22 protein-coding genes are annotated in these 25,250 nt (G+C 57.9%); 5 read left to right on the forward strand and 17 right to left on the reverse strand.

From position 1 onward, the window contains the following. Positions 1–13 precede the first annotated feature (13 nt). Positions 14–1,891: an MFS transporter gene (locus RVM24_RS17355; RefSeq protein ID WP_431474458.1), complete on the reverse strand. Its 1,878-nt coding sequence runs from the start codon at positions 1,889–1,891 to the stop codon at positions 14–16. Positions 1,892–2,036: 145 nt separating this feature from the next. Here RVM24_RS17355 and RVM24_RS17360 point away from each other — a divergent pair, with 145 nt between their 5' ends. Then, entirely contained in the window at positions 2,037–2,702 is a 666-nt protein-coding gene (locus tag RVM24_RS17360; protein WP_374786489.1) for a nitroreductase, read from the forward strand. 19 nt (positions 2,703–2,721) lie between these two features. Here the strand turns inward: RVM24_RS17360 and nirD are convergent, their stop codons facing one another. The 3 genes from nirD to RVM24_RS17375 all read right to left on the reverse strand — a co-directional run bounded on the left by nirD (position 2,722) and on the right by RVM24_RS17375 (position 7,031). Continuing rightward, positions 2,722–3,090: a nitrite reductase small subunit NirD gene (nirD, locus tag RVM24_RS17365; RefSeq protein WP_431474459.1), complete on the reverse strand. Its 369-nt coding sequence runs from the start codon at positions 3,088–3,090 to the stop codon at positions 2,722–2,724. Positions 3,091–3,260: 170 nt separating this feature from the next. Further along, complete coding sequence (nirB, locus tag RVM24_RS17370; protein ID WP_431474460.1) at positions 3,261–5,774, reverse strand: nitrite reductase large subunit NirB; 2,514 nt, start codon at positions 5,772–5,774, stop codon at positions 3,261–3,263. A gap of 27 nt (positions 5,775–5,801) precedes the next feature. After that, the gene (locus RVM24_RS17375) at positions 5,802–7,031 is read right to left on the reverse strand and encodes an NAD(P)/FAD-dependent oxidoreductase (protein ID WP_431474461.1); all 1,230 of its coding nucleotides are present in this window, start codon (positions 7,029–7,031) and stop codon (positions 5,802–5,804) included. Between the two features lie 364 nt (positions 7,032–7,395). Here RVM24_RS17375 and RVM24_RS17380 point away from each other — a divergent pair, with 364 nt between their 5' ends. Beyond that, positions 7,396–8,694, forward strand: coding sequence for a nitrate- and nitrite sensing domain-containing protein (locus RVM24_RS17380; protein ID WP_431474462.1), 1,299 nt, complete (start codon positions 7,396–7,398; stop codon positions 8,692–8,694). 45 nt (positions 8,695–8,739) lie between these two features. Here RVM24_RS17380 and RVM24_RS17385 read toward each other — a convergent pair whose 3' ends face one another. The 3 genes from RVM24_RS17385 to RVM24_RS17395 form a co-directional block, all read right to left on the reverse strand. Next, positions 8,740–9,618 carry an ABC transporter ATP-binding protein gene (locus RVM24_RS17385; RefSeq protein ID WP_431474463.1) on the reverse strand — a complete coding sequence of 293 codons (879 nt, stop codon included), beginning with the start codon at positions 9,616–9,618 and terminating at the stop codon, positions 8,740–8,742. Between the two features lie 153 nt (positions 9,619–9,771). Then, positions 9,772–10,764 carry an ABC transporter permease gene (locus tag RVM24_RS17390; RefSeq protein WP_431474464.1) on the reverse strand — a complete coding sequence of 331 codons (993 nt, stop codon included), beginning with the start codon at positions 10,762–10,764 and terminating at the stop codon, positions 9,772–9,774. Between the two features lie 11 nt (positions 10,765–10,775). Continuing rightward, on the reverse strand, positions 10,776–12,140 hold the full coding sequence (locus RVM24_RS17395) for a CmpA/NrtA family ABC transporter substrate-binding protein (RefSeq protein WP_431474465.1): 1,365 nt from the start codon (positions 12,138–12,140) through the stop codon (positions 10,776–10,778). A 486-nt stretch (positions 12,141–12,626) separates the two neighbouring features. On the opposite strand from RVM24_RS17395, the gene RVM24_RS17400 reads away from it, so the two are divergent. After that, entirely contained in the window at positions 12,627–15,302 is a 2,676-nt protein-coding gene (locus RVM24_RS17400) for a molybdopterin-dependent oxidoreductase (RefSeq protein ID WP_431474466.1), read from the forward strand. Positions 15,303–15,309: 7 nt separating this feature from the next. Here RVM24_RS17400 and RVM24_RS17405 read toward each other — a convergent pair whose 3' ends face one another. Further along, a complete protein-coding gene (locus RVM24_RS17405) occupies positions 15,310–16,008 on the reverse strand; it encodes a hypothetical protein (RefSeq protein ID WP_431474467.1) in 699 nt (232 codons plus the stop codon). A gap of 175 nt (positions 16,009–16,183) precedes the next feature. Between RVM24_RS17405 and RVM24_RS17410 the strand changes: the two genes are divergently transcribed. Both RVM24_RS17410 and brnA read left to right on the forward strand, forming a co-directional pair. Then, entirely contained in the window at positions 16,184–16,330 is a 147-nt protein-coding gene (locus RVM24_RS17410; RefSeq protein WP_230713194.1) for a BrnT family toxin, read from the forward strand. Continuing rightward, positions 16,320–16,589 carry a type II toxin-antitoxin system BrnA family antitoxin gene (gene brnA / locus RVM24_RS17415; RefSeq protein WP_061331257.1) on the forward strand — a complete coding sequence of 90 codons (270 nt, stop codon included), beginning with the start codon at positions 16,320–16,322 and terminating at the stop codon, positions 16,587–16,589. Before RVM24_RS17410 ends, brnA begins: the two co-directional genes overlap by 11 nt. Positions 16,590–18,152: 1,563 nt before the next feature. Here brnA and RVM24_RS17420 read toward each other — a convergent pair. The 9 genes from RVM24_RS17420 to RVM24_RS17460 form a co-directional block, all read right to left on the reverse strand. Continuing rightward, entirely contained in the window at positions 18,153–18,488 is a 336-nt protein-coding gene (locus RVM24_RS17420) for a hypothetical protein (protein ID WP_431474468.1), read from the reverse strand. Between the two features lies 1 nt (position 18,489). Next, positions 18,490–18,999: a hypothetical protein gene (locus RVM24_RS17425; protein ID WP_431474469.1), complete on the reverse strand. Its 510-nt coding sequence runs from the start codon at positions 18,997–18,999 to the stop codon at positions 18,490–18,492. 320 nt (positions 19,000–19,319) lie between these two features. Continuing rightward, positions 19,320–19,838 carry an Hcp family type VI secretion system effector gene (locus tag RVM24_RS17430; protein WP_431474470.1) on the reverse strand — a complete coding sequence of 173 codons (519 nt, stop codon included), beginning with the start codon at positions 19,836–19,838 and terminating at the stop codon, positions 19,320–19,322. Between the two features lie 204 nt (positions 19,839–20,042). Then, a complete protein-coding gene (locus RVM24_RS17435) occupies positions 20,043–21,773 on the reverse strand; it encodes a protein kinase domain-containing protein (protein ID WP_431474471.1) in 1,731 nt (576 codons plus the stop codon). After that, positions 21,770–22,606, reverse strand: coding sequence for a formate/nitrite transporter family protein (locus RVM24_RS17440; RefSeq protein WP_061331253.1), 837 nt, complete (start codon positions 22,604–22,606; stop codon positions 21,770–21,772). The genes RVM24_RS17435 and RVM24_RS17440 overlap by 4 nt, the downstream gene beginning before the upstream one ends. Positions 22,607–22,903: 297 nt before the next feature. After that, complete coding sequence (locus RVM24_RS17445) at positions 22,904–23,674, reverse strand: energy transducer TonB (RefSeq protein ID WP_431474472.1); 771 nt, start codon at positions 23,672–23,674, stop codon at positions 22,904–22,906. After that, entirely contained in the window at positions 23,671–24,081 is a 411-nt protein-coding gene (locus RVM24_RS17450) for an ExbD/TolR family protein (protein WP_374786480.1), read from the reverse strand. The genes RVM24_RS17445 and RVM24_RS17450 overlap by 4 nt, the downstream gene beginning before the upstream one ends. Continuing rightward, positions 24,078–24,473 carry an ExbD/TolR family protein gene (locus RVM24_RS17455; protein ID WP_374786479.1) on the reverse strand — a complete coding sequence of 132 codons (396 nt, stop codon included), beginning with the start codon at positions 24,471–24,473 and terminating at the stop codon, positions 24,078–24,080. Before RVM24_RS17455 ends, RVM24_RS17450 begins: the two co-directional genes overlap by 4 nt. Continuing rightward, complete coding sequence (locus RVM24_RS17460; protein ID WP_106694252.1) at positions 24,460–25,245, reverse strand: MotA/TolQ/ExbB proton channel family protein; 786 nt, start codon at positions 25,243–25,245, stop codon at positions 24,460–24,462. The genes RVM24_RS17455 and RVM24_RS17460 overlap by 14 nt, the downstream gene beginning before the upstream one ends. Positions 25,246–25,250 lie beyond the last annotated feature (5 nt).

Here is a 25,250-nt window from a genome sequence, read left to right on the forward strand (position 1 = left end):
GCGGTAGTTGGGATCAGCGGTGGTCACCCCGCAAGGCTTTGACTTTTTCCTCCAGAAACGATGCGGAGGCCTGCTCCGGGCCAACGGGGTGGTCCGCCAGAAGGTGTATCCGGGACCAGAAGCGCTTCGGCAGGTGGCTGAATGCCGGGCCACCGCAGTGGCTGAAGAAACTGCCCCACAGGCCTCTCAGGGCCATCGGCACGACGGTGACTGGCCGGCGCTGCAGAATCATATCCACGCCGGATTTGAAGGTATCCACTTCGCCGTCCTTGGTCAGCTTGCCTTCCGGGAAGATGCACACCAGGTGGCCGGCGGCCAGCTCCTCATCAATGCGGTCAAATGCCGCTTCGTAGATTTCCGGGACTTTGGATTTAGGGCCAATGGGGATGGTCTTGGCCAGCCGGAAGAAGCTGCCCATGATGGGGGTTGCGAAGATGTTGTGGTCCATCACAAAGCGCACCGGCCTGCGCACGGCACCGGCAATCACCAGGGCATCCATGTAGGACACGTGGTTACAGACCAGCAGCGCGGGTCCTTCCTCGGGAATCCTGTCCAGGTGATGATGGCTGACCCGGTAAACGGTGTGGGACAGTACCCAGATCACAAAGCGCAGGGCAAAATCCGGCACCTGTTGGTAAACAAAGCCCGCCACGATCAGGTTCATGATCGACAGCACCAGGAAAAACTCGGGAATGCTCAGCCCGATCACACCCAGCATCAGCATGGCCAGCAGGGCACTGATCACCATGAACAGGGCGTTAAAAATGTTGAGGGCGGCGATCACCCGCGCCCGGGTGTCTGGCGAGGCTTCTCGCTGAACATAGGCATACAGCGGCACGATAAACAGCCCGCCAAAGATGCCGATGGCCAGCAAGTCGATGGCCACCTGACGGTAATGGGGGTCGGTGATGATCATCCACCAGTCGGAGGGTATGGGCTGCTCGGGCATGTTGAAGTACAGGTCAATGCCGAAGAAACTGAGCCCGAGGGAGCCGATGGGCACAATGCCCAGCTCAATCTTGTGGCCGGACAGCCGCTCACAGGCAATGGAGCCGGCGGCAATACCAATGGTAAAAATGGCCAGCAGGATGGTGACTACGGTTTCGTCACCCATCAGGTGGGTTTTGGCAAAGTTGGGGAACTGGGTCAGGTAGGCTGCGCCGAGAAACCAGAACCAGGAGATGGCCAGAATGCTCAGGAACACATTGTGGTTTTCCCGGGCGATGGCCATCAGCTTCCAGGTTTCCTGGAGTGGGCGGAACCGGATCTTCAGGTTCGGCGCGGCGGCCTCTGCCTTGGGAATTTGCAGCGCTGACACCAGGCCGGCAATGGCCAGTAAAGCCACGGCGACCGCAATCACCGGGCCCGGCACCGGGGCTTTCATCATCACGCCGGCCATCAGCGTGCCCACCAGAATGGCTACAAAGGTGCCCATCTCCACCAGCGCGTTGCCACCCACCAGCTCAGAATCCTTCAGGGCCTGGGGCAGAATGGCGTACTTTACCGGCCCGAAAAAGGCCGATTGCACCCCGGTGAGGAACAACAGCAGGAACAACATCTCGTACCAGCCGAACCAGAGCCCGACGGCGGCGACGCCCATGATCACCACTTCGGCAAACTTGATCCAGCGGATCACCGCAGACTTCTCGAACCGGTCCGCCACCTGGCCGGCAATGGCCGAGAACAGAAAGAACGGCAGGATAAACAGCATGGCGGCGAGGTTGACCACCACATCCGCCGACAACCCGAACAGGCCCCCGGCAGTGTAGGTGACCAGCAACAACAAGGCGTTCTTGAACAGGTTGTCGTTGAATGCCCCGGCGAACTGGGTCACAAAAAACGGCAGGAACCGCCGCTCTGACAGCAGGCGAAACTGACTGTGATCTTCCATGACCCGAGCACCCTCGATTGGCCTTGTAATGTTGCCGGAGACTAAACCCGCCAGTGAGGGTGGTCAAGCATTGAAGCGGCCTCCATACTGGGTGACAGTCTGAGCCTGTTCAAACAACAACGACGTCTTGTGGGAGCTGTATTCAATGGATGTACAACAAGCCGTCCAGTCCCGGAAATCCGTCCGGGACTTCCTGGACACCCCGGTTTCCGAGGCCACCCTTCGCCAAGTGATCGAAACCGCCACCCGAGCCCCCTCCGGCGGCAACCTGCAACCCTGGCACCTGCATGTGGTGACCGGCGATGCTCTGGCCCGCCTGAAAACCCTGATGCGGGAGAAAGTCAGCAAGGGCTTCAACGAAGTGCCGGAATACGAAATCTACCCACCCAAACTGCAGTCACCCTACCGCGACCGCCGCTTCGAGATTGGCGAGCTCATGTACCGACAGCTCGACATCCCCAGGGAAGACAAAGCCGCCCGCTTCGAGTGGTTCAAACGCAACTTCGAGTTCTTCGGCGCCCCGGTCGGCCTGTTCTGCACCGTCGACGACAACATGGGCCCGCCCCAGTGGTCAGACCTGGGCATGATCCTGCAAACGATCATGCTGTTGCTGCGCGCCGAAGGCCTCGACAGCTGCGCCCAGGAATCCTGGTCGGTGTACCCCAAAACCATCAGCGAATTCCTGGGCCTGCCCGAACACCGCAAAGTCTTCGCCGGCATGGCCATCGGCTACGCCAACCCCGACAGCCCGGTGAACCAGATCACCAGCCCAAGGGCACCGCTGGAAGAAAACGTCGAATTCATCAGCTGACGTAAGCGTCTCTCAGATCTCAGGCGGCCACCGACGCCGCCTGAGCCACCGGCACCTCCAGACGGATATGATCCCCGTCCAGCAACACCGGGTACACTTTTACCGCAACATTTTCGTCCTCCAGGCATCGCCCGGTACGCAGACTGAAATGCTGTTTATACAACGGCGACGCCACCACCGGCTCCCCGTTGATATCCCCGGTAATCCCCCGGGCCAGCACGTTCGAGCCACTGAACGGATCGGTATGGCTGATGGCAAACAGCGCCGGCAGCCGGTGTGGTAGGTAAAACACGGCGACAGGGCCATCTTCGGTCCACACCGCAATCCCGGAATCGGCCACCAGATCGTCCACCGTACAAACCGCTTCCCAACAAGTCCGAGCTTTCATAGCAAAGTCTCCAAAATCCAAATGTATGTCAGTTTCCTATCCCACTAATGTTTGTGAGCGTGGGGGCCGGATTCATTTTCTGGCAGGAAAAAAGATGTCTGAGCAAAGCGAGTTATTTTTTCCAGAAGAAAATTACCCCGGCCCCCGTGCTCCGCCCCCCAAACAGAAGGCTACGAAGAAGCCACCTCCAAAACAGGCCGACGCTGCCCCCGCTCCGAAGTCCACTGCTGCACCGGATCTTTCTGCTCCGGCGCATTCACAAACTCCCGGAACCGTTTGCGCTTCTCCGGATCCTCAACGGCGGTCTTCCACTCACACTGATAGGTATCCACCAGATCCGCCATGTGCTGCTCAAGCTCCTCGCCGATACCCAGGCTGTCCTCCAGCACCACCTGCTTCAGATACTCCAGACCGCCCTCCAGATTCTCCATCCAGACCGACGTCCGCTGCAGCCGGTCCGCCGTGCGCACATAGAACATCACCACCCGGTCAATGGTCCGGATCAGCTCCTCATCCGACAGATCCGTGGCAAACAGATCCGCATGCCGTGGCCGCATGCCGCCGTTGCCACACACGTACAGATTCCAGCCCTTCTCGGTGGCGATCACCCCGAAATCCTTGCTCTGGGCCTCGGCGCATTCGCGGGTGCAGCCAGACACCGCCATCTTCACCTTGTGGGGCGCCCGCAGGCCCTTGTAGCGATTCTCCAGGGTGATCGCCATGCCCACGCTGTCCTGCACGCCGTAGCGGCACCAGGTGCTGCCCACACAGGACTTCACCGTACGCAGGGATTTGCCGTAAGCGTGGCCGGTCTCGAAACCGGCGGCGATCAGCTTCTCCCAGATCTCCGGCAGCTCAGTCAGGGTGGCACCGAACAGATCCACACGCTGGCCGCCGGTAATCTTGGTGTACAGGTTGTACTCCTTGGCTACCTCGCCCAGAACGATCAGCTTGTCCGGGGTGATCTCGCCGCCGGGAATTCGCGGCACAATCGAGTAAGTGCCGTTCTTCTGCATATTGGCCATGAAGGTGTCGTTGGTGTCCTGCAGCGGCACGTGGTCCGTGGCCAGGATGTGCTCGTTCCAGCAGGTAGCCAGAATCGAGCCCACCGTGGGTTTGCAGATATCGCAGCCCTGGCCCTTGCCGTATTGCTTGAGCAGGCCCCGGAAGGTGCGGATACCGTTCACCTTCACCAGATGGAACAGCTCCTGGCGGGTGTAGGGGAAGTGCTCGCACAGATCGGTGCACACCTCCACGCCGCGTTTTTCCAGCTCGCTGTCCACCACCTTTTTGAGCAGCGCCGCGCAGCCACCGCAGCCGGTACTGGCTTTGGTTTCCGCTTTTACACTGCCCAGATCGGCGCAACCTGCGTCAATAGCGCCGCAGATATCGCCCTTGGTGACGTTGTGGCAGGAACAGATAGAGGCCGTGTCCGGTAGAGCGTCCGCTCCCAGCGCCGGGGCACCGCCTTCGCTCTCCGGCAGAATCAGGGCTTCCGGATTGGCCGGCAGCTCGATGCCATTGAGGGCGTATTGCAGCAGGGTGTCATAGGGGCCGTTATCGCCCACCAGAATGGCGCCCAGCAGGGTCTTGCCGTCCTGGCTCACCACCATGCGCCGGTAGTGGCCGGCCTGCTCATCGTTATAGCGGATGTTGCGGGCGCCGGGAGTCTTGGCATGGGCGTCGCCGATGGAGCCCACATCCACCCCCAGCAGCTTGAGTTTGGTGCTCATGTCGGCGCCGGTGAAGGCCGCACTGGCGTCGTTGTTCAGCGCCGCTGACAGAGTACGGGCCATGGTGTAACCGGGCGCCACCAGGCCGAAGACAAAGTTGTTCCAGAGCGCGCATTCACCGATGGCGTGGATGTGCGGGTCGGACGTGGTGCACTGGTTGTTGATCACAATCCCGCCGCGTTCGCCCACTTCCAGGCCGCAGGCCCGAGCCAAGGCATCCTGGGGGCGAATGCCGGCGGAAAACACAATCAGGTCGGTTTCCAGATGGCTCTCATCCGAGAAATTCATCCGTAGCCGCGCGCTGCTGCCCGGCACGATGGCGGTGGTGGCTTTCTCGGTGTGAACCTGCACACCCAGGTCTTCAATTTTCTGGCGCAATAGCGCGCCGCCCTGATCATCCAGTTGTACCGGCATCAGGCGCGGAGCAAACTCCACCACGTGGGCCTGTAAGCCGAGGCTTTTCAGCGCGTTTGCCGCTTCCAGCCCCAGCAGGCCGCCGCCGACCACCACGCCGGTCTTCGCCTTCTGGGCGCTGGCCTGAATGGCATCCAGGTCATCCAGGGTACGGTACACAAAGCAGCCTTCCTGATCGTTACCGTCAATGGGCGGGACAAACGGGTAAGAGCCGGTGGCCAGCACCAGTTGATCGTAGGGGTACTCGCCCTTGGGTGTGGTGATCATCCGGGCGTCCCGATCTATGCCGGTCACCGGCTCATTCAGGTGCAGATCAATGCCCTGGTCGGCATACCAGTCCGCGGTGCCCATGGCCAGGTCTGCATGGCTTGAGCCGCTGAAATACTCCGACAGGTGCACCCTGTCGTAGGCCAGTTGCTTTTCTTCGCCGAAAACCACGATGTTGTAGGCGTCAGCGGCCGGAGACTGGCTGAACTGTTCCAGGAAGTGATGGCCAACCATGCCGTTGCCGATCACGATCAGGGTCTGTTTGCTCATAGTCTTGTCCTCTCTCATAGCAGCGGATCAGGCCGCTGCGTCGCAATAGGGTTTGCCGAAAGCGATGGTGTCCCGGTAGCGGGATATATCTGTGCCTGAACGAATCACCTCGCTGTACCAGGGGCCACTGCTGGTGTCGCCGAGCAAAATGGCGCCGGTCAGGCGGTTGTGTTCCACCAGCAGTTGGCCATAGACCGCCTGGGCGCGGTCCTGCCACTCAATGGTTTCGGTGTGCTGGCCCGGAGTGATCCGGCCGCAGGAAAAAATGGGGAGGTCGCTGATCTTCAATCGCGTGGCGACCTCTCCCGGTGTGAACATCGGGTTGCCGGATACCTGACACAGGTGGCGGGCCAACACGGCCGCCTGCTCGTAGCCGGGCTCCACCAGGCCAAACGTGTGTTCCTGAAACTGGCAGCATTCACCGAGGGCGTGGATATGAGGATTGGAAGTGGTCATCTGCGAATCCACTTGTACACCCCGGTCGCAGTCCAGGCCGGCTGCTTCTGCCAGTGCTTTGTTCGGATGAATACCGGTTGCCAGCACTACCAGGTTGGTGGCCAGCACCGTGCCGTCGCTGAGCTGTACCGCCCGGACCTGGTCTGTGCCCAGCAGCGCCATGGGCGCAGCACCGGTCATCACCGTGAGGCCCCGTTGCTGTAACTGCTGTTTCAGAAGCTCCCCGGCGCTCGGATTAAGCTGGCGGTTCAGCAGGTGGCTGCTGCGATGCAGAACCGTGACGTCCATACCCCGGGCCCTGAGACCCTCGGCTGCTTCCAGGCCAAGAAAACCACCGCCGATGACGACCGCACGGCGATGTGTCTGCGCCTGGCGAATCAGGGTGCGGGTATCGGTCAGATCCCGGAAGGTCATCACGCCATCCAGATCCTCGCCGGGCAGGCCAAGACGTGATGGCCTGGCGCCGGTGGCCAACACCAGGGTGTGGTAGCTCAGCGTGCGCCCGCTTGCGGTCGTCACCCGGCGCTGATGCGGTTCGATGGCCGTGACCGGCTCACGGTTATAGACCTCGATTTTGTGCTGGCGGAACCAGGACCGGGGTTTCAGTTCCAGCTCCGACTCCCGGACCTGATTCGCCAGCAAGGACGACAGCTGGATTCGGTTATAGGCAGCGAAGGGCTCGCCGTTGAACACCACAATGCGGCTGAACGGGTGCCCTGTGGCCACCAGTTGCTCCAGCAAGCGCTGCGCAACCATGCCGTGGCCGCAGATCACCAGCGCAGGGGTCTGTGTGTGTTCCATAGGTGCGCTCCCTTACTCAACGAATAGCCGAAAACCAAACGAAAAAAGCCGGAGCATCATGCTCTCCGAAGAGAACAGATGGTCCGGCACCAATGCCAACAACAATGATCTGATGGTCCGGCCTGATTCCATGGCCGGGACAGTCGTCCTTGGTTAGTACTTAGCGATCTCCATGCCAACTTTTTAACTCCTTTTAATTCAGTTGCTTAGATGATATCTCTGCTGTATTGCACCCGTGCCGGGCAGAAAAGATGCCCCGGGATGGGGCGAAACGCACGAAGATGATGCCGGTGGTTCTGGCCTGTTAATTGCTGCAGTTCAGTCAGACAGGAACCCGCTGTGTACCGATACCAGGAGTTGCACCATGAACAGCAAACGCCAGACCAACACGACCGCGACCGCGACAGCCGCAGACTTTCTGATGGCCTCCCGGCAGTGCGAAATCCGCAATCTGGAGTACTTTCTTCAGATGGGCCGGCTGGTGCAGAGCGTGGGTAACCTGGTGCACGGACTGCAACGGGAGCGGGGGGCTACCAACCTGTATCTGGGGTCCGGTTGCCAGCGTTTCGCCCGGGAGCGTTCGGTCATCCTGAAAGAGAACGACCAACTGGCCGCAATCTTCCGTAAGGCGCTGACTGACATACAGGAAGACCTGACGACCCATCCGGTCAGCAGCCCGCTGCTGGGGCATATTGCCAGCGCCCTTCATAGCCTCGATCAGCTGGCCGAGTTCAGGCAGAAAGTGGTCGGGCAGGAAGCCAGCGTGGCGGATGCCACGGACTGGTTCTGCGACGCCATCCATCAGCTGATTACGGTGGTTTTTGAAGCCGCCGAAACCGTCGCTGAACCCTCTATCGCCGGCCTGTTGGTGGCCATGGTGCATGTAATGAATGGCAAGGAATACTGTGGCCAGGAGCGGGCGGCAGGCTCAGCGGGATTCTCCAGTGGCCATTTCGAAAACGCACTGTCACGGCGCATGATGCACCTGGTTGAAGCGCAGGAACGGTGTTTCGAGGTATTTGTCGCCTTTGCCAACGACGATAGCCTGGCCCTCTGGCAAACCCTACGGTCTCACCCGCGGGAACTGGAAATAGAACGGATGCGCCAGAAGGCGGTGTCGGTGGGGCCCTATAAATCCCTGGACAGGGAAATGGCCGACCGCTGGTTTAACCTGATGACCGACCGTATGGATGATCTCAAGAAAATCGAAGATTCCGTGGAAAACGCCTTCCACCACCGTTGCGTGGAACGCTACACCGAGGCCCGCCACTCCCTGGCTCATCAGGAAACCCTGTTAGCCTCGCTGGAACAGCGGAACGCCTCGACAATGCCGGTATTGGTGGTCTGCGATAATGGTGTAGATGCGAGCACGGCAGATGCCTGGGCCGGTGACGGTGTCGGGCAACAGTCAGGCAGGTCCATCTTTGATCTGGTTCAGGAGCAAACCCGCCGCCTGCGCCAGATGTCTGAAGAGTTGCAAAGTGCAAAAGAAGCTTTGGAAGATCGACGCACCCAGGAAAAGGCGGTGTTGCTCTTGATGGAGCATCGTGACATCAGCAACGACGAAGCCCATAGATTGCTGCGAAAGCTGGCGATGGATCAGGGCAAACGCCTGCCTGACGTGGCTAGAGCCCTGGTCTCCATGGCCGGCGTGCTGGGCTGAACGCCGAGAGCACCGGGGCCAAAGTAGCCCCGGTGCCGCGCAGCCTCAGGCAGACGCCGGCTGCTTCTCCTTCTCCACCTTTGCATTCTCCTCACTCTGCCCAGAGGCACTGGCGGCCCGCCGGCTGCTCAGGGTTTCCAGCTTGCGCTGCTTCTCATACAGGAACGACAACACCTCCTGCCGGTAATGCACGTACTTGGCATCATCCGCCAACGCCACCCGATTACGCGGCCGAGGCAAATCAATGTGCAGATCCTCCCCCACCGTCGCCGCCGGCCCGTTGGTCATCATGATGATGCGGTCCGACAACAGCACCGCCTCGTCCACATCGTGGGTGATCATGATCACCGTGTTGTTCAGTTCCTGCTGAATCTCCATCAGCGAGTCCTGCAGATGTGCCCGGGTTAGCGCATCCAGGGCCCCGAACGGCTCATCCATCAGCAGCACGTTCGGTTTCATCGCCAAGGCCCGGGCAATCCCCACACGCTGTGCCATACCCCCGGAAATCTCCCCCGGCCGCTTATTGGCGGCATGGGCCATATTCACCAGCTCCAGGTTATGGGTAATCCAGTCCCGGCGCTCCTTACGGTTCATCGACTTGCGAAACACCTGCCGAACAGCCAGCTCGACATTCTCATACACCGTCAGCCAGGGCATCAGCGCATGATTCTGAAACACCACCGCCCGCTCCGGCCCTGGTGAGTTCACCTCGTGACCGTTCAACACACAGCCACCCTTGGAGGCCTGCAACAAGCCGGCGACAATGTTGAGCACCGTCGATTTGCCACAGCCCGAGTGGCCGATCAGCGAAACAAACTCCCCTTTCTGGATCTTCAGGTTCACGTTGTCCAGGGCAACGAACGGCCCTTTCGGCGTATCAAACGCCATTTCAACACCGGTTAGTTCTAAATGCGTTTTACTCATGGATATCACCTCAAAAGCAAGCGGAGCGCCGGGTGGGTTACGCCTCCCGAAACCCTCAAAAACATGGATGTTTTTGCGGAGCGTACAGGGATGTACTCGCCGCGTGTTTCGGGAGGCGTAAACCCACCCGGTGCGGCATGCTCCATAGTTCGATCACTCATTCCAGGCCACCTTTTTCTGAATCAACAGCATCACCCGATCCAGCAAAAACCCGATAAACCCGATGGCCAGCACCGCCACCATGATCCGACTCAACGACTGGCTGCTGCCATTCTGAAACTCATCCCACACAAACTTCCCAAGCCCAGGACTCTGCGCCAGCATCTCCGCCGCAATCAGCACCATCCAGGCAATACCCAAAGACACCCTCAACCCGGTAAAAATCATCGGTACCGACGAAGGCAGCACCACCTTGCGAACGTGGGTCCAGAACGACAGCTTCAGCACCTTCGACACATTCAGCAGGTCCGGATTCACCGCCGCCACCCCAACGCTGGTATTGATCAGCGTCGGCCACAAACTGCATAGGGTGACCGTGATCATCGACGTCAGAAACGACTTCTGGAACATCGGGTCATCACTCACGTACGTGGCAGACACCACCATGGTCACCAGTGGCAGCCAGGCCAGGGGCGACACCGGCTTGAAGATCTGGATCAGCGGGTTGACCGCCGCCTGAAAATACCGGTTAAGACCGAACACAATTCCCAGGGGCACCGCAATCAGCGTGGCCAGGGCAAATCCAGACAACACCGTGACCAGGCTGGTACCGATCTGATCGATAAAAGTGGGTGCGCCGGGATAAGACCGGATCCGCACCTCCGCCTCCGGGTTGTCAGCCAGAATCCTGGCATTACGCTGCTCCTGCATGGCGATGAACTGGCTGGCGCGTTCCCGCTGGTTGGCGTGCTCTTGCCAGAGTTGCCCCGCCTGCTCCCAGACCTGAGCCGGCCCCGGAAAGGCGCCAAGGGACGTCTGCACCTGGGGTGCTGCCAGATGCCAGAATCCCAGAAACACCAGAATTCCGATCAAGGGCAGCAAAGCCTCTTTGCCAGCTGCCACCAATTCATTTGGGCTCAGCCGGGCGAGGAAGTTGCGGCTCCTGGCAGCCATCGACTGGCCAATCCTTATGCTAAAAGTGCTCATGTTGTGCCCCCTTACGGTGTCTCGGTGCCTTTCAGCCCAATATCAAAGCGGTCTATGTAAGCGTTCGGTTCACGGGGTGTGAAAGGCACGCCGTCAATCAGCTCGCCCTGGAAGGGGCGTTCAAAGTTTTCAGCGTCAAAGTCAGGGAAGTCACTGGCGTTCATCACACCATCATCGATCAGTGACTGCGCGGCCTGAGCATACAGATCACCCCGGTATACCCTGGCTGCGGTCTGCATGTACCAGTCATCTGGCTTGGCGTCCGGAATCTGGCCCCACCGGCGCATCTGGGTCAGATACCAGATTGCATCAGAGGGATAGGGGTAAGTGGCGTGATAGCGGAAGAACACGTTGAAGTCCGGAACCTCCCGCACATCCCCTTTCTCGTATTCGAAGGTGCCGGTCATGGAGTTGGCGATCACGTCTTTGTCTGCGCCCACATAGCTGGAGCGGGAAAGGAGCTCTACCGCTTCCTGGCGGTTTGCGTTGTCGTTTTCATCCAGCCAGTAAGCCGCGCGGATCAGTGCCCGCAACAACCGCAGGTGGGTATTGGGATGCTTCTCTGCCCAGGTCTCGGTCACGCCAAAGACTTTCTCAGGGTTGTTTGGCCAGATCTCATAATCGGTGATGACCGGCACCCCGATGCCCTTGAACACCGCCTGCTGATTCCAGGGTTCGCCCACGCAGTAGCCCTGAATGGTGCCAGCTTCCATGGTGGCCGGCATTTGCGGTGGCGGGGTGACGGACAGATGAACATCGGCCTGCAAGGTGCCACTGGTATCACCCCGCTGTGGGGCGTAGAAGCCGGGATTCAGGCCGCCGGCCGCCAGCCAGTAGCGGAGTTCGTAGTTGTGGGTGGACACCGGGAACACCATGCCCATCCGGAACCGCTCGCCTTTGCTCAGGGATTGCTCCACCGCCGGTTTCAGTGCGCTCGCGGAGATCGGGTGGGCGGGTTTGTCGCCATCCATGTCCAGGTGGGGCTTCATCGTTTCCCACACTGCGTTGGACACGGTAATCGCGTTGCCGTTGAGGTCCATGCTGAAGGCGGTAATGATGTTGGCCTGAGTGCCATAGCCAATGGACGCGCCCAAAGGCTGGCCGGCTAGCATGTGGGCACCGTCCAGCTCGCCGGTGATCACCCGGTCCAGCAGCACTTTCCAGTTGGCCTGGGCCTCCAGTTCCACGAACAGGCCTTCGTCCAGGAAGTAGCCCTGTTCCCAGGCAACCGCCAGTGGCGCCATATCGGTGAGTTTGATGAAGCCCAGTTTCAGGTCTGGTTTCTCGGCCGGCCCGATGCTCGCCTGGGCCAGTGTGCTCAGCCCAATCAGCGCGGCTGTGAGCAAGCCCCTGAGTTGATGACGGCGTGTGTTCATGCTGTTACCTCTCTGTGTCTCTCTTTTCTGGCGCGCAAAAAAAACGCCCACCCTCCGTTTCCGGAGAGCAGGCGCCAATGCCTTAGAACGAGAGATGTGATGTCTTGATGATTCGCTGTTACCTCAGCATAAGCCGTGCCATTTTTTAATATTCATAGTTTTCAAAGGCTTGATATTCCCTTCCGTGTTGAGCGAGGAAAACGCCAATCGAGCCCGGTCTGTTTTTGGTGCAACCTGAGCGATTTCGCACCAATGTGAAACCTCAAGGCAGAAGTGTATCCCGGCCTGCCGGAGCCGATGGATCTGCTGAACAAGGCCGTAGCCCGGGCGCTGCCACAAGGCCGGCCGGGCAAGTGCTGTTTTGGCAATCGCTGGCCCCGTTATTGCTTTCCATAAAACAGACAATTTTGGCAAAGAAGCCCGCCCCGGCTCTGGAAACAGACCCCGGATGGCGGGCTTTTTTATGGGTAAAGCAGAGGATTGATCATGAAAAACCGCCGAACCACTCCCGGAAGTACCGCCACCACCTGCCCTTATTGCGGTGTGGGCTGTGGTGTTCTGGCGAAACCTGACGGCGTTCAGGGCGATGTAGGGCACCCGGCCAATAAGGGCCGCCTTTGCGTCAAAGGCTCGGCGTTGCATGAGACCGTGACCGGACACGACCGGTTGCTGGCCTCTCGTGTGGCAGGGCATAACGTTGAGTGGTCGGAAGCTATTGACCGGGTAGCGGAGGCCATCCGTGTTTCGGTCAGAGACCATGGCCCGGAGTCTGTGGCTTTTTACCTGTCTGGCCAGCTGCTCACAGAGGACTATTACATTGCCAACAAGCTGGCCAAGGGCTTTATTGGCACCCCGCACGTGGATACCAATTCCCGGTTGTGCATGTCGTCTGCCGTGGCAGCCCACAAGAGGGCGTTTGGTGAGGACTGCGTGCCCGGCTGTTATGAGGACCTCGAGCTGGCGGACTTGCTGGTGCTGGCGGGCAGTAATGCCGCCTGGACGCATCCGGTACTTTATCAGCGGATAAAAGCGTCCCACCGGCCCGGGCGCAAAGTGGTAGCCATTGACCCAAGGCAAACCGCAACCACAGAGATGGCTGACCTGCACCTGCAACTGCGGCCGGGAACCGACACCCTGCTGTTCAATGGCTTGCTGGTTTGGCTGCATGACCACGGAGCCCTGGCCACACAGTACCTGGAACAGCATTGCAATGGATTCGAGGAGACTCTGAGTGTGGCCCGCGCCTGTGCGCCTTCGATACTGGCGGTCGCCCGCGGATGTGACCTTCGGGCTGCGGATGTGGAACGCTTCTATCGGTGGTTTGCCGAGACCGATCGGACAGTCACCGCCTTTTCCCAGGGCATCAATCAGTCGGTGGCTGGCACCGACAAAGCCAACGCTATTATCAACTGCCACCTGGCCACAGGGCGCGTTGGCCGGCCCGGTGCCAGTCCGTTTTCACTCACCGGTCAACCCAACGCCATGGGTGGGCGGGAAGTGGGCGGTCTGGCCAACACCCTGGCGGCCCACATGGATTACGACACGCCGGGCGCGGTGCAACGGGTTGCCGACTTCTGGCACAGTGAAAAGTTGGCAGCGGGACCGGGCTATAAGGCGGTGGATCTGTTTGAAGCCGTTCATCGGGGCGACATCCGGGTGCTCTGGGTGATGGGCACCAATCCTGCGGTCAGCCTGCCCGACAACGCCCGGGTCAGGGAGGCCCTTGCGCGATGCGAGACGCTTATAGTGTCAGACTGCGTGGCCCAGACCGATACCACGGCGTTTGCCGATATTCTGTTGCCTGCTGCCGGTTGGGGCGAGAAGGACGGTACCGTGACCAACTCGGAACGGTGCATTTCACGCCAGCGTCGATTTTTGCCAGTGCCAGAGGGTGTCCGGCCGGATTGGCGAATCATCCGGGATATCGCCCAGGCGCTCGGTTATGGTCACGCCTTTGACTACCAGGAACCTGCGGAGATTTTCAGAGAACACGCGGCACTGTCCGGTTACGGTAACGGCGGTGAGAGAGTGTTTGATATTTCCGCCCTGGCCAAGCTGAGTTCCACGGAATATGACCGGCTCCAACCCGTGCAGTGGCCGCTTACCGGGGGCAATCCCGGTGCCTGGTTGCAGACCCGCCGGCTGTTCTCCGATGGTCGCTTTCCCACGCCCGATGGCCGCGCCCGCCTGGTACCGGTTTCGAACCTGCCGCCCGGACAGCAGCCCGATGCCCGGCATCCCCTGATCGTGAATACCGGTCGTATTCGGGACCAGTGGCACACCATGACGCGCACGGCACTGGCGCCCAGACTGTTTGCCCATCGCAGTGAGCCCTTTATCGAGGTTCACCCGAAGGACATCGCCACCTTTGGTTTGATTGAAGGTGCACTGGCCACGCTGACAGGGCATGCCCGAAAGGGGTTCACCGGCCGGGTCCGGGCCAGCCCGGCACAGAGACCCGGAGAGGTATTCGTTCCCATTCACTGGAATCGGCAGTTTGCATCCTCAGCCCTGGCCTCCGACCTGATCGCCCCCGTCGTCGACCCGATTTCAGGGCAACCGGAAGCCAAATTTGGCGTAGCCTCCCTTCGGCCACTAATCACTCGATGGCAAGCCCGGCTGATGCTGCCCGCGGCCGGGGGCACCGCATTGGACGCCAGGTCACTGGACTACTGGAGCCACCAGGCACTGCCTCATAGCCGGTCCTGGTGGCTGGCCGGTCGCCGGTCAATGGACTGGCGTGAATGGGCCCAGCAGATTTTCGCCAGGGAACCGGAGCTGGTTATGCAAGATAGTGCCCGGCGTCGCTTTCGTGCGGCCTGGCTCACCGGCAACCGGTTGGATGGCGTATTGCTGGTAGAGCCCTGTGTGCAAACCATGCCGGACCTCGGCTGGTTGGATGACTGTTTTGGCTCCGAGAACCTGACACCGGAGCAGCGCCGATCCTTGTTGGCTGCAGGTTCGATCGATGCAGAACCGACCGGGCCGCTGGTCTGCAGCTGTTTCCAGGTAGGCGAGCGCCAGATCAACCAGGCAATCGAAGATGGGGCCGCCAGCGTTGAAGCATTGGGCCAGCGGCTGCAGTGCGGCAGCAATTGTGGTTCTTGTATACCTGAGATTCGTGGCTTGCTGGCGAAATCGGCGGATCGGGAGCCTGCCTGAAACCGGATCAGTCCGGGCGGCGTAGGAGGGAAACCGGTACCCGGTACCGCAAACCGCGGGCATTCAAAGTAACCGCAACCGTGCAGGTTTTTCGGTTCACCCGGACAACCTGGCCCCGTTTCTCGTGCCGGCCTTCGCCAAAACAGACCGCATCGCCGACCTGCCACTGCCGGAGCTCCCGGACTGGACTGGGGAATACAAACGGTGTGCTGGGCAACGTCACTCCCGCTTCTACGGCAGTCTCCTCAAGGTACTGCCGGGTGGCGACCGACGCACCACTGCTATACAACCCGTCCAGCGCTTCATAGAAATGCCGGTTATGCACCGAACCATAGTGCCGCTGGCCTGCACTGTATTGCAGCAAATGGGCAAACTCATGGCAGCAGGTGTGGGCCAGCAGGTTCAATACACTCACCTCACCCCCAAAATAACCCCGACTCCGGATTTCCCGAGTCGATAACCAGCCCTGGGCGGTTTCCGGCTGATGCTTGGCGGCAATCATCCGCGCGCCATAGGTGATCAGATGCTGCTTCTGGGTTGGATCGTAACGGTGATAGGTGGCCTGGCCGGACCCTACCCGCAATGCCAGCGCTACACCCCGGTTTTGCTCCCGCACCCAGGCTTCGGCGGGCGCCCACAGGATGTGGCGGGTGGCTTGGCACATGAGAGTGCCGATGGCTCGGGTGGTTGATGTTGGTACTGGCATACGCGTTGGATATCTGGATTGAAAAGCACAGAGTGGTAATGGTCGTGCAAGCGTAACCATGGGATTCACAAATTGCTATGGCCCGTGTTGGCAAAGTTGTTCGGAGTCTCTTTGACGTTTTGTACCGTGGTAGTATTCTCTTGCCGGGCGAGTAAAAAAGGAATAGTTTGTACTCATGGATGTGTTTGAATTTGACGGAACCAAAAGCCAGGCCAATCTGGACAAGCACTGGTCGGCCGTTGTGACCTACCGGGAAGGACGTATTCGTCTGATTTCGGTCAGGCGATCCCGCAAGAAAGAGGTTGAGCTTTATGAAAGCTAAAGATTTTGACAAGAAGTTTGATGAGAGCCAGAAAGATGTTGTTGGAGATCTTGATCTGTCTTCTGCAAGGCGGGTGAATCAGGAACAAAAGCGAATCAATGTTGATTTTCCGGCCTGGGTCGTGGAGTCTCTGGACCGTGAGGCTGCGCGTATTGGCGTTACCCGTCAATCCATCATCAAGGTCTGGCTGGTTGAACGTTTGCAGGCGGAGGCGGCCAACAAGCCGCTTAATCAGGACAATGCAGGCGGTACTCACTAACGGAGCGGTGTAACTCCGGGGAAGTCCACCACCCGGTCCATGGAGTCGGCAGGCCGATGGCTAGTTTTATTTCGGAAGACAATATCGAGCAGGCGCTATTGCAGCGCCTTCAGTACATTCATGGTTTCAAGGGACATCGGGTATCTCTGCGCCGTAGGCAGTTGTTTCATCGCCTAAACAAACATAGACAGCATAGATCATTTGCGTGGTTTTCTGACAGATAAAAAATAGAATTTCGGTTTCAAGTTTTTTCTATGCAAAGTTACAAGCCGGCTGCACTACTCCGAAATTCTTACGCCATTTATACGCAATGACGTTGAGCTTGCAGCTGGCCCCTGAAATGTAATAAGTGATTGAGCTTGGCTGTTCGGTACGATAAATACGGTTCTAAATTCTCCCTGAACTACTCCAAATACCCGAGCTTCGGGAATCTGCTCTATCCAAACTGGTTTGTTTGAACCCTGACTTGCGCTCTCACAGAGCGTCAGTGAAGTGTCGATTGCTGAACCTGAGCTTACTGAACTTGGGATGTCCTCTGATTTAATAAAACCTACGATCCGGTCATTTCGTAGAAACAGCAGTTCTCCATCTCTCACCTTTACAGAGGAGAACATCTCATCTGGTACTTCTATGGTTAATTCGCTGTATGGTTGTATGACCAATGACGAATTGGTGGCACAGCCAGAGGCCAGAAGTAAAACTGCTAAAGAGAGGCCTATCCTTGGCATGGTAGGGGGCTCATTTTAACGTTAAATTTAAATGTGCTTTTAACTGGCTGCTGATAAATAGACTGCCGTGCCATAATTTCTGGCGGTATTGACTTGACAGCCGAGTCCATCAAGCTGGATTCAGGATATACATCAATTGATCTTTTCCGACGTGGTAAGTGTACTCATTATCTTCCTACTCCGTTAAGAATTATTTCTTGTAATTCTTTTCATGAAAGTCCAAGTTCAACGATATGCGTCTAAATATCTTCCCTCGATTCAGACGCAATCATTATCGTGGTGGAGTCATGCGAAAAATCTACATATAACTCTAGATTTTCCGGTAGATCAATTTTTCCTATGAAGTCGTGGTCGTTATTAAATAAATTGTTTGATATCCCTTTGGCTTGGGTCCTTGCCGATGGGTCAGTGACAGCCTTGAAGTCTTCGGTGAAAATGTAGGCTGGTACTTTATTCAGCTTTAAATCTCGAAATGGCCAATTATGCGATGTCAAAACGCCTACAGAAAAGAATTTCGATTTCGACAATATGACGCTTTCACCATCGCCACCTAAAATGATGGTGCCATCTAAATACTTGTTTTGAATTTTTACAGGATGGCCGGGATCGTTGATTATAATGTGGGGTCCAATATCTGAACGAGTGATAGAGGGTCATTCGGTTAGCTCTCGCATATGTTGTAGTCAGAGCAAAACAGCCCAACAAAAAATGGCGGCTTTAATAAGATTATCACTATAGATTGAATGGGTTCGCATATTCCCCTCCTTGCCGAGCCATTTGTAGGTGTTGGCGCTGTTCAACCCGCGCTCACAAATTGGTCCATTGGTTCGGGGCGCTACCAGATAACTGATGTTATAATCGCACTCTTCCACCTGGATTTTGTCGAAACCAAGCAGCCATATCCATGTAGATCCATCTCTTTAATTTTGTTTTTTGATGTCTTGAGGATTTTTTTCAACCAGCCTCTTGTTAACATGGATGATCCACCCAATAAGTTAACAATAAGTTCCCTGATGTTAGCATTGCAATCCATGTTTGCAATTATCATGTCCTCAACTACATCAACGGTCCTATTATTAAATTGGGACTTTCGGGATCTGATTGAAAGATCATCACCCAGAGTTGCCGCTATTAGAATATAAAGCGCATCCTTTTCGCTAGTGGTTAGCATCTCAGATTCCTTCTGCTAAGCTAATAAGTTCTTTTTCAGTAATTCCTTGGGAATAAAGTGATAGTATGTGGTCTGTTACATTGTCTTTTATTATGAATGCAATGCATTTTCGGTCTTTGCAGGCGCTATAAACTTCCGTGTCGAGTTTTGATTTTATAGTGAGGTTCTCAATTCCAAAAGAGTGATCAATTTCGTTGGCTGAGTTCTTGATCACGTTGGCAGTTTTTTTATCAAGATCTTTTTTATTTTTTATATTGAAAAGATACTTTGGATAATCTTTCAGGTCGAAGTCAATTGGTAGAGATTCTAGCTCTTTTGTTATTACGATCCCAGAAATCAAATTACCCTCGGGCCATCCTACTGATAATCCGTCAGCAGTGAAAACGGTGGATCCTGAAAGCAACTTTGTTGGAACCTGAAGGTTAAATTCGCCACTATAAGATATTGTGGTTTGGGAGGTTGCACACCCTGTCAATAGTATAGTTAAGGATAGAATCGCTCCAAATTTCATTGAGTACGTCCTTTTGGGTTAACTGTTAAAAGAAAATGGCAGGTTCGTGATTGCGAGCAGTGGTACTGCGGCGGTCTGGTTAGCCTAGTCCGATATGAGAGTGCCTCTTTCCTGCTCGCGAAATAGCTGTCAGCTATTACCCGTTGAAGACTCGGATTATTAATGAGTGTTTGAACGGGCAATACACAAACTGCTTTTCCGCCAAGATCTTACCGCACAGTAGTAGAATAAAGAACCGAAAGGTATTGCAGCATTTCTGGTTACTTCGGAGTTGAGGATCCCAAGGCCCTGAATCAAGGCCTTGGGTGACGCCGAATTGGTTAGGCTTCGACTGGGGCGCGCCAATCATCAGCGCCAGAAGTTCCAGCTACGGTGTGTTCCCAAGTAACTTTACGGTAGGACAGAGCAACGGTGACCAACTGAGTGAAGTCTGCGCTGCCAGGATCTTGGCAGTGAGGCATTTTGCAGTCGATATTAACGATAGTGGCATCTTCCAGAATGGTGGAGAAGAAGTGCTCCTGTTTGCCTTCTACCGAAGTGCGGTACCATTTGAGCTCTACCTTCGGCAGCATTTCGCCGGAAGCCAGGGCGTTGTACATCAGCGGGGTGGCTTTGTTCAGGGCTGCAGTAAACTCAAAAGGCTTATGAACGCGTTGTCCAGAAGGCTGGCCGGACTGAGGGTCTGTTGGGACCAAGACGGTGTGGCTGAATTCCTGAACCAGCACTTCGTCTTCGTGACCTTCAACGTAGATGTTACCTACGGAGTCGGAAGTGAATGCGCCAGCGGTGATGTTACCCTGAGTTTTACCTTCGATACTGATATAACAAGGAGTTGGCATAGTCTGCTCCATGACGTTTAAGTGAATGTTTGTCCCCGGGCTGTTCCCTGGACGCGCTTACTGGTTACAAGCGCTGTGCCAACTCTAAAAAATATATAAAATACAGATAGTTATGTAATATTCGGCGAAGCCGAAGTTGGTGGTGAGCAAACCCTTGCTTGGCCTCTGGGCGAGCTTTTGCTGGCCGGGCAAAAAGTTGCCCGATCAGGGGCGCCAGGCGAAGGACGCAAGTAAGGCGAGTAACAACAGCGCAGACATTCCCTGCCAGAAGGCCACCGGGTGGCGCTCCATCAAGGGTTTCTGGTGATGCTGCTGCCACTGCGGATTCGGTTGGCGCAGGTCGAACAGAAATTCCGACAGCGCCGGGTAGCGTTTGTGGGATTCCGGGTGCAACGCCCGGGCCAGGGCATGGTCAATCCAGCCGGGAAGGTCCTCCCGGTGCAGGCGAGCCGGATGGTAGCTGAGCTGGCGCAACTGGCGGTGATTGCGAATACCCGGCACGCGGGTGCCGTAGGGCAATTGGCCGGTCAGCATCTGATAGGTGATCACGCCCAGGGAAAACTGGTCCGCCTGCCAACCGGTGGTTTCGCCGAGAAAGGCTTCCGGAGCGCTGTAAAGCGCGGCGCCACGGGGCCAGGTGGGCTCATCGTGGTCATGGAGTTCCTGCAGGCCAGCGATGCGGGTGGCGCCGAAGTCGATGAGCACCACGGTGCCCTCGCCGTTGATCAGGATATTCTCCGGTTTCAGGTCCTGGTGCACCATTTCCAACCGGTGAAACGCCCGCAGCCCGCGGGCAATCTGCTCCACCAATTGACGCACGGTTTCCAGTGCCGGCGCCGGGTGGTCCAGAAGCCATTGCCGCAGGCTGATTCCCTGAACGTACTCGGTGGCCAGGTACAGGCAGCTGCGAGGGCGTTCCGGCGCAAACGCTTTCACTACGTGAGGGCTGTCGATGCGCTGGGCTACCCATTGCTCGGTGGCAAATTGCTCCAGCCCCGCCGGGTTTTCGCGCAGTTCCATGGCTGGGACTTTCAGGGCGACATGCCGATGGCTGGCTTCATCGATGGCCAGGTAGACCTGGCTGCGGCTGCTTGCGTGAATCGGCCGCACAATACGGTAGCCATCCAGTACCTGCCCCGATGCCAGTTCCCGGGCGAACGGCAACTGCTGAACATCCCGGGCGAATTCGGCGCTGCTCTTTCCGGCGGCAACGGAATCTACACGAACAAGCTGCACGCTCAGGTTATCGTCGCTGCCAGCGGCAAGGGCTCGCTCGACCAGCGTTCGGGCGGCGGAGTCCAGATCTTCACCGGCCGCCTGGATAATGCCGGCCATGTCACGCTCGGACAGATGTTCATAGACGCCGTCAGTCGCCAGCAAAAATGTATCACCGAGCCACACCGGCACCGCCAGGTAGTCGATGTCGACTTGCTGGCTCAGCCCCATGGCCCGGTTCAGGCAGCTGTCTTCTTGCGACAACCATACCCGGTGATCGGTGGTTAGCTGTTCCAGCGAGTTACCCTGCAGCCGATAGATGCGGGCATCGCCAATATGGAACACATGGGCCGTCGCCGATTTCAGCACCAGTACACTGAGAGTGCAGACGTAGCCCCTGTCCTGATCATAGCGGTAGCGGCTTTGTCGAGTTTGGGCGTGCAGCCAGGCGTTGGTGGCCCGGAGCACCCGTTGGGCCGACTGTTTTACGGACCAGCTGTCTGGTGTGGCGTAATAGTCGTTCAGAAAACCGGCGACGGCAGATTCGCTGGCTATCTGGCTGACGTTGCTGGAGCTGATGCCATCGGCAATTGCCACCGCGATACCCTTGGTGCCCAGCTGATGGTCGCCCGGGATCATCAGTCCATGGAAATCCTGGTTGACGGGCTTGGGCCCCGGGTCAGTGTGCTGGCCGGTGGAGACCGCGAGCTGTGAGGTCATACCGCATTGGAGTTAAAGCGTTCCGGCAGGGTGCGCTTGGGCGCCGTGCGCACATGAGTGGCATAGAGGGTCAGGCCGGTGAACGACAGGCCTCCGACCAGGTTGCCCAGTACGGTGGGAATTTCGTTCCAGACGAAGTAATCCATGATGCCGAACTCGCCGCCCATCAGCAGGGCAAAGGGGAACAGGAACATGTTGACGATGGAATGCTCAAAGCCCATGTAGAAGAACAGCATGATCGGCATCCACATGGCCAGCACCTTGCCCTGTACCGTGGTTGAGATCATCGCTCCGACCACGCCCATCGACACCATCCAGTTGCAGAGTACGCCCCGCAGAAAAATGGTAAACCAGCCGGCCACGCCGTGTTCCGCGTAACCCAGAGTGCGCTCCTTGCCGATCGCGGCAATGCGGTCGCCAACCACGCCGGGTTCGGTATTAAAGCCGTAGGTGAAGACAAAGGCCATGATGACAGCGACGGTTAAAGCGCCGGCAAAGTTGCCAAGGAATACCCATCCCCAGTTGCGAAGAATGCCGCGGGTATCTACCCCCGGGCGTTTGTCCAGCAGTGCCAGGGGGGTGAGCATGAACACCCCGGTGAGCAGGTCAAAGCCCATCAGGTAAAGCATGCAGAAGCCAACCGGGAACAGCATGGCGCCGATCAGCGGGCTGCCTGTCTGAACGGCAACGGTGACCGCGAATACCGCTGCCAGGGACAGAATAGCGCCAGCCATGAACGCTCGGATCAGTACATCCCGGGTAGCCATGTAGATTTTTGATTCACCGGTATCCACCATTTTGGTGACAAATTCCGAAGGCATGATGTAAGACATAGGTTATCCCCTGGTTCCTTCTTTGCCCGTTTTTCCGCAGGCGAAAAAAAACGACGACGCCCATGGGCTGCCGTGGATGGCAAGCATGGGCAGACGCCGTCGTCTGAAAGATTGCTGTTTGGGCAGACAAAATTCGATCTGCTGACCAGGATTCAGCAGGCACCGTGCCAGCTCTGGGCTTTTCGTGGAAAAAGCTTTTAATTCAGTAAGTAATAAGAGGGCAGCGGGCTGTGTGCCCGGGGCGGTGTTTGCCGGCCTGCACCGGCTCAGTGCGATCTGCGCTTCTGTGGTGCGGGTTCAGCGCAAGCTGAAGCGAACGGGCAGCGCGTAGGTAAACGTCTGGCCGCGCATGGTGTCTGGCACCTTGGGCAGGGGCGCTGCCTGGGCGAGCATCTGCATGGCTGAGTCATCAAGCAGTTGATGCCCGGAGCTGTCCCGCAGCGAATGGCTGACCAGCGAGCCGTCACGGTCAAACTCGAAGACGATCACCGGGGTGCCTTCCTGCCCGAGGCGGCGGGCCCGCCGGGGGTATTCGTAATAGCGGGCCAGGTGGCGGCTGAGCTTGCTCAGGTAGCTGTCGACCTCGCTGGAATTTCCTGCGTTCTGGAGGGGGATCGCATCCTGGCTGTTTTCGGCATCTGCTTCCTCCCCGGCTTCTTCTACAGCCGCTGAATCCGTGGGCGCTGGTGTGCTGGGCTCGCTGACTGGCTCAGGAACGGGCTCTGGCTTCGGAGCCGGTTCGGGCTCTGGTTCTGGTTCTGGTTCGGGTTCTGGTTCTGGTTCGGGTTCTGGTTCGGGTTCTGGCTCGGGTTCTGGCTCGGGTTCAGGTTCCGGTATCGGCTCTGGTTCCGGGGTGGGTTCAGGTTCGGTCGCAGGTTCCTGTTCCGGCTCTGGTGATTGTCGGCCCGCAAGGCTGATCCGGATGGCCGGAGCGGTGTTGACAGCGCTGTCGCCCAGCACCGGAAGTTCCATGGGTTTGTCTGGTGCCATCAGCGCCAGTGTGGCTACCGTCGCCACAATGGCGGCGGTCAGAATCAGTGTTTTCGGTCCCCGGCCTGCGGTTGTCATGCCCCGGGCTCCGTCAGCAGCAGCACGTTGGTGTAACCGCCGGCTTCCAGAACACCCAACAGGTCTTCCAGGTCCGCCATGGTGAGGCTTTGGTCTGCGGCAATGCGGAGAGCCCCCTGTTCCCCTGATTCGGGCAAACGTGCCAGTAGCTGGTCCCGGCTGACCGTTTCTCCACCCACGGTCCAGCTGCCATCGGCCTTGACCATCAGATCTGCCTCGGGAGCGCGCTCTTCTTTTAGCTGCGAGCTTCCCGGCAGTTCCGGCAATGGATCTTCAGTGAGCTGGCCAGCAACAATAAAGAACATCAACAACAGGAACACCAGATTGATCAGCGGCAGCAACGCATCTTCAACACGTTCCAACAGGCCTTTTCCGGAGGTGGCGGGGGGTGGAACCAGTTCGGTCATGATTCGGGTGTGCCGCTACGTTTCCAGTGGGGGGTGATGCCGGCGTTATCCAGCGTGCTCAGCGTGCGGGTAAAGCTGGCCAGGCTGGCCTCTGGAGCCGTCTCGAGGTTCGCTTCGGAAACGCCGGCGGCGGTCAGGGCCGGCACCAGCTCCTGCAGGCTGTAGCGGGTGTCCTGCCAAAGGATGCGGCCATCCACCTCTACCCGGAGTTCCGGGCGGGGGTCGCCTGTGGTGGTGCTTCGCGGGCTGGTGTCGTTGCCCAGTTCCAGATAATCCACAGGTAACAGCCTGGTGGTGAGCATGAAAAACACCAGCAGGATAAACACCACGTCAATCAGTGGTGTAATCCGGATCGGTATGGGCCTGTTTGGTCGGGGCTCAACCAGCTGCATGGGCAAAACGCGGGTTGTCTGCGGTGTCGTAGCTGTGGCTGGCTTGAGCGGCCTGCTCCGCAGCAACTGCGGATTGCCCGGTAACAGGCTGCGGCTCAGTGGCAGGCAGCACGTTGAACACGCTTACCAGGGTGCTGTTGATCACTTTGTGAATGCGTCGCAGGCGAAACTCCACCCAGGCCGCCAGTGCCGCAAATGGAATGGCAATGACCAGGCCTGCGGCAGTGGTGGTCAGCGCTTCGTAGATACCGCCACTGAGCTGGCTGGCATTGGCACGACCATCGGTTGCGGCCATGGCGCTGAAGGCTTCCATCATGCCCATAACCGTGCCCAGAAGGCCAAGCAGTGGCGCCAGGGCTGCGATCACTTCAATGATCTTGAGCGGCGCTTCAAAGGGTTCCAGAGCGTGTTGGGCATCCCGCACGGCGGTCTCCCGAACCGCTGTGGTGTTTGCGGTGCCTTTGCAGGCCGACATGGTATTCACCATCAAATGCATCAGAGGATTACAACGGCCCAAAAAGCCTGCCTGCTCCCGCACCTTTTCGGGCCGGGTATCTGCCGGGGAGGACTGCCACTGCTGGATAAGGTGCTTCAGCTTGCGGGTGTATCGGGGTGCGTACAAGGCGCCGAAAAGCATCAGATAAACGAAGGTGACGAGGCCAATAACGGCAATGGCGATGAGCACAATCATCACCGGTCCGCCCATGTCGATCAGTTGGGCAAGGGGGCCGTGCTGGGCCAGTGCGGCGGATGCAGGGCTGATGGAATCCATACAGA

The organism is Marinobacter sp. KM021, assembly GCF_050707965.1.
Lineage (GTDB): Bacteria > Pseudomonadota > Gammaproteobacteria > Pseudomonadales > Oleiphilaceae > Marinobacter > Marinobacter shengliensis.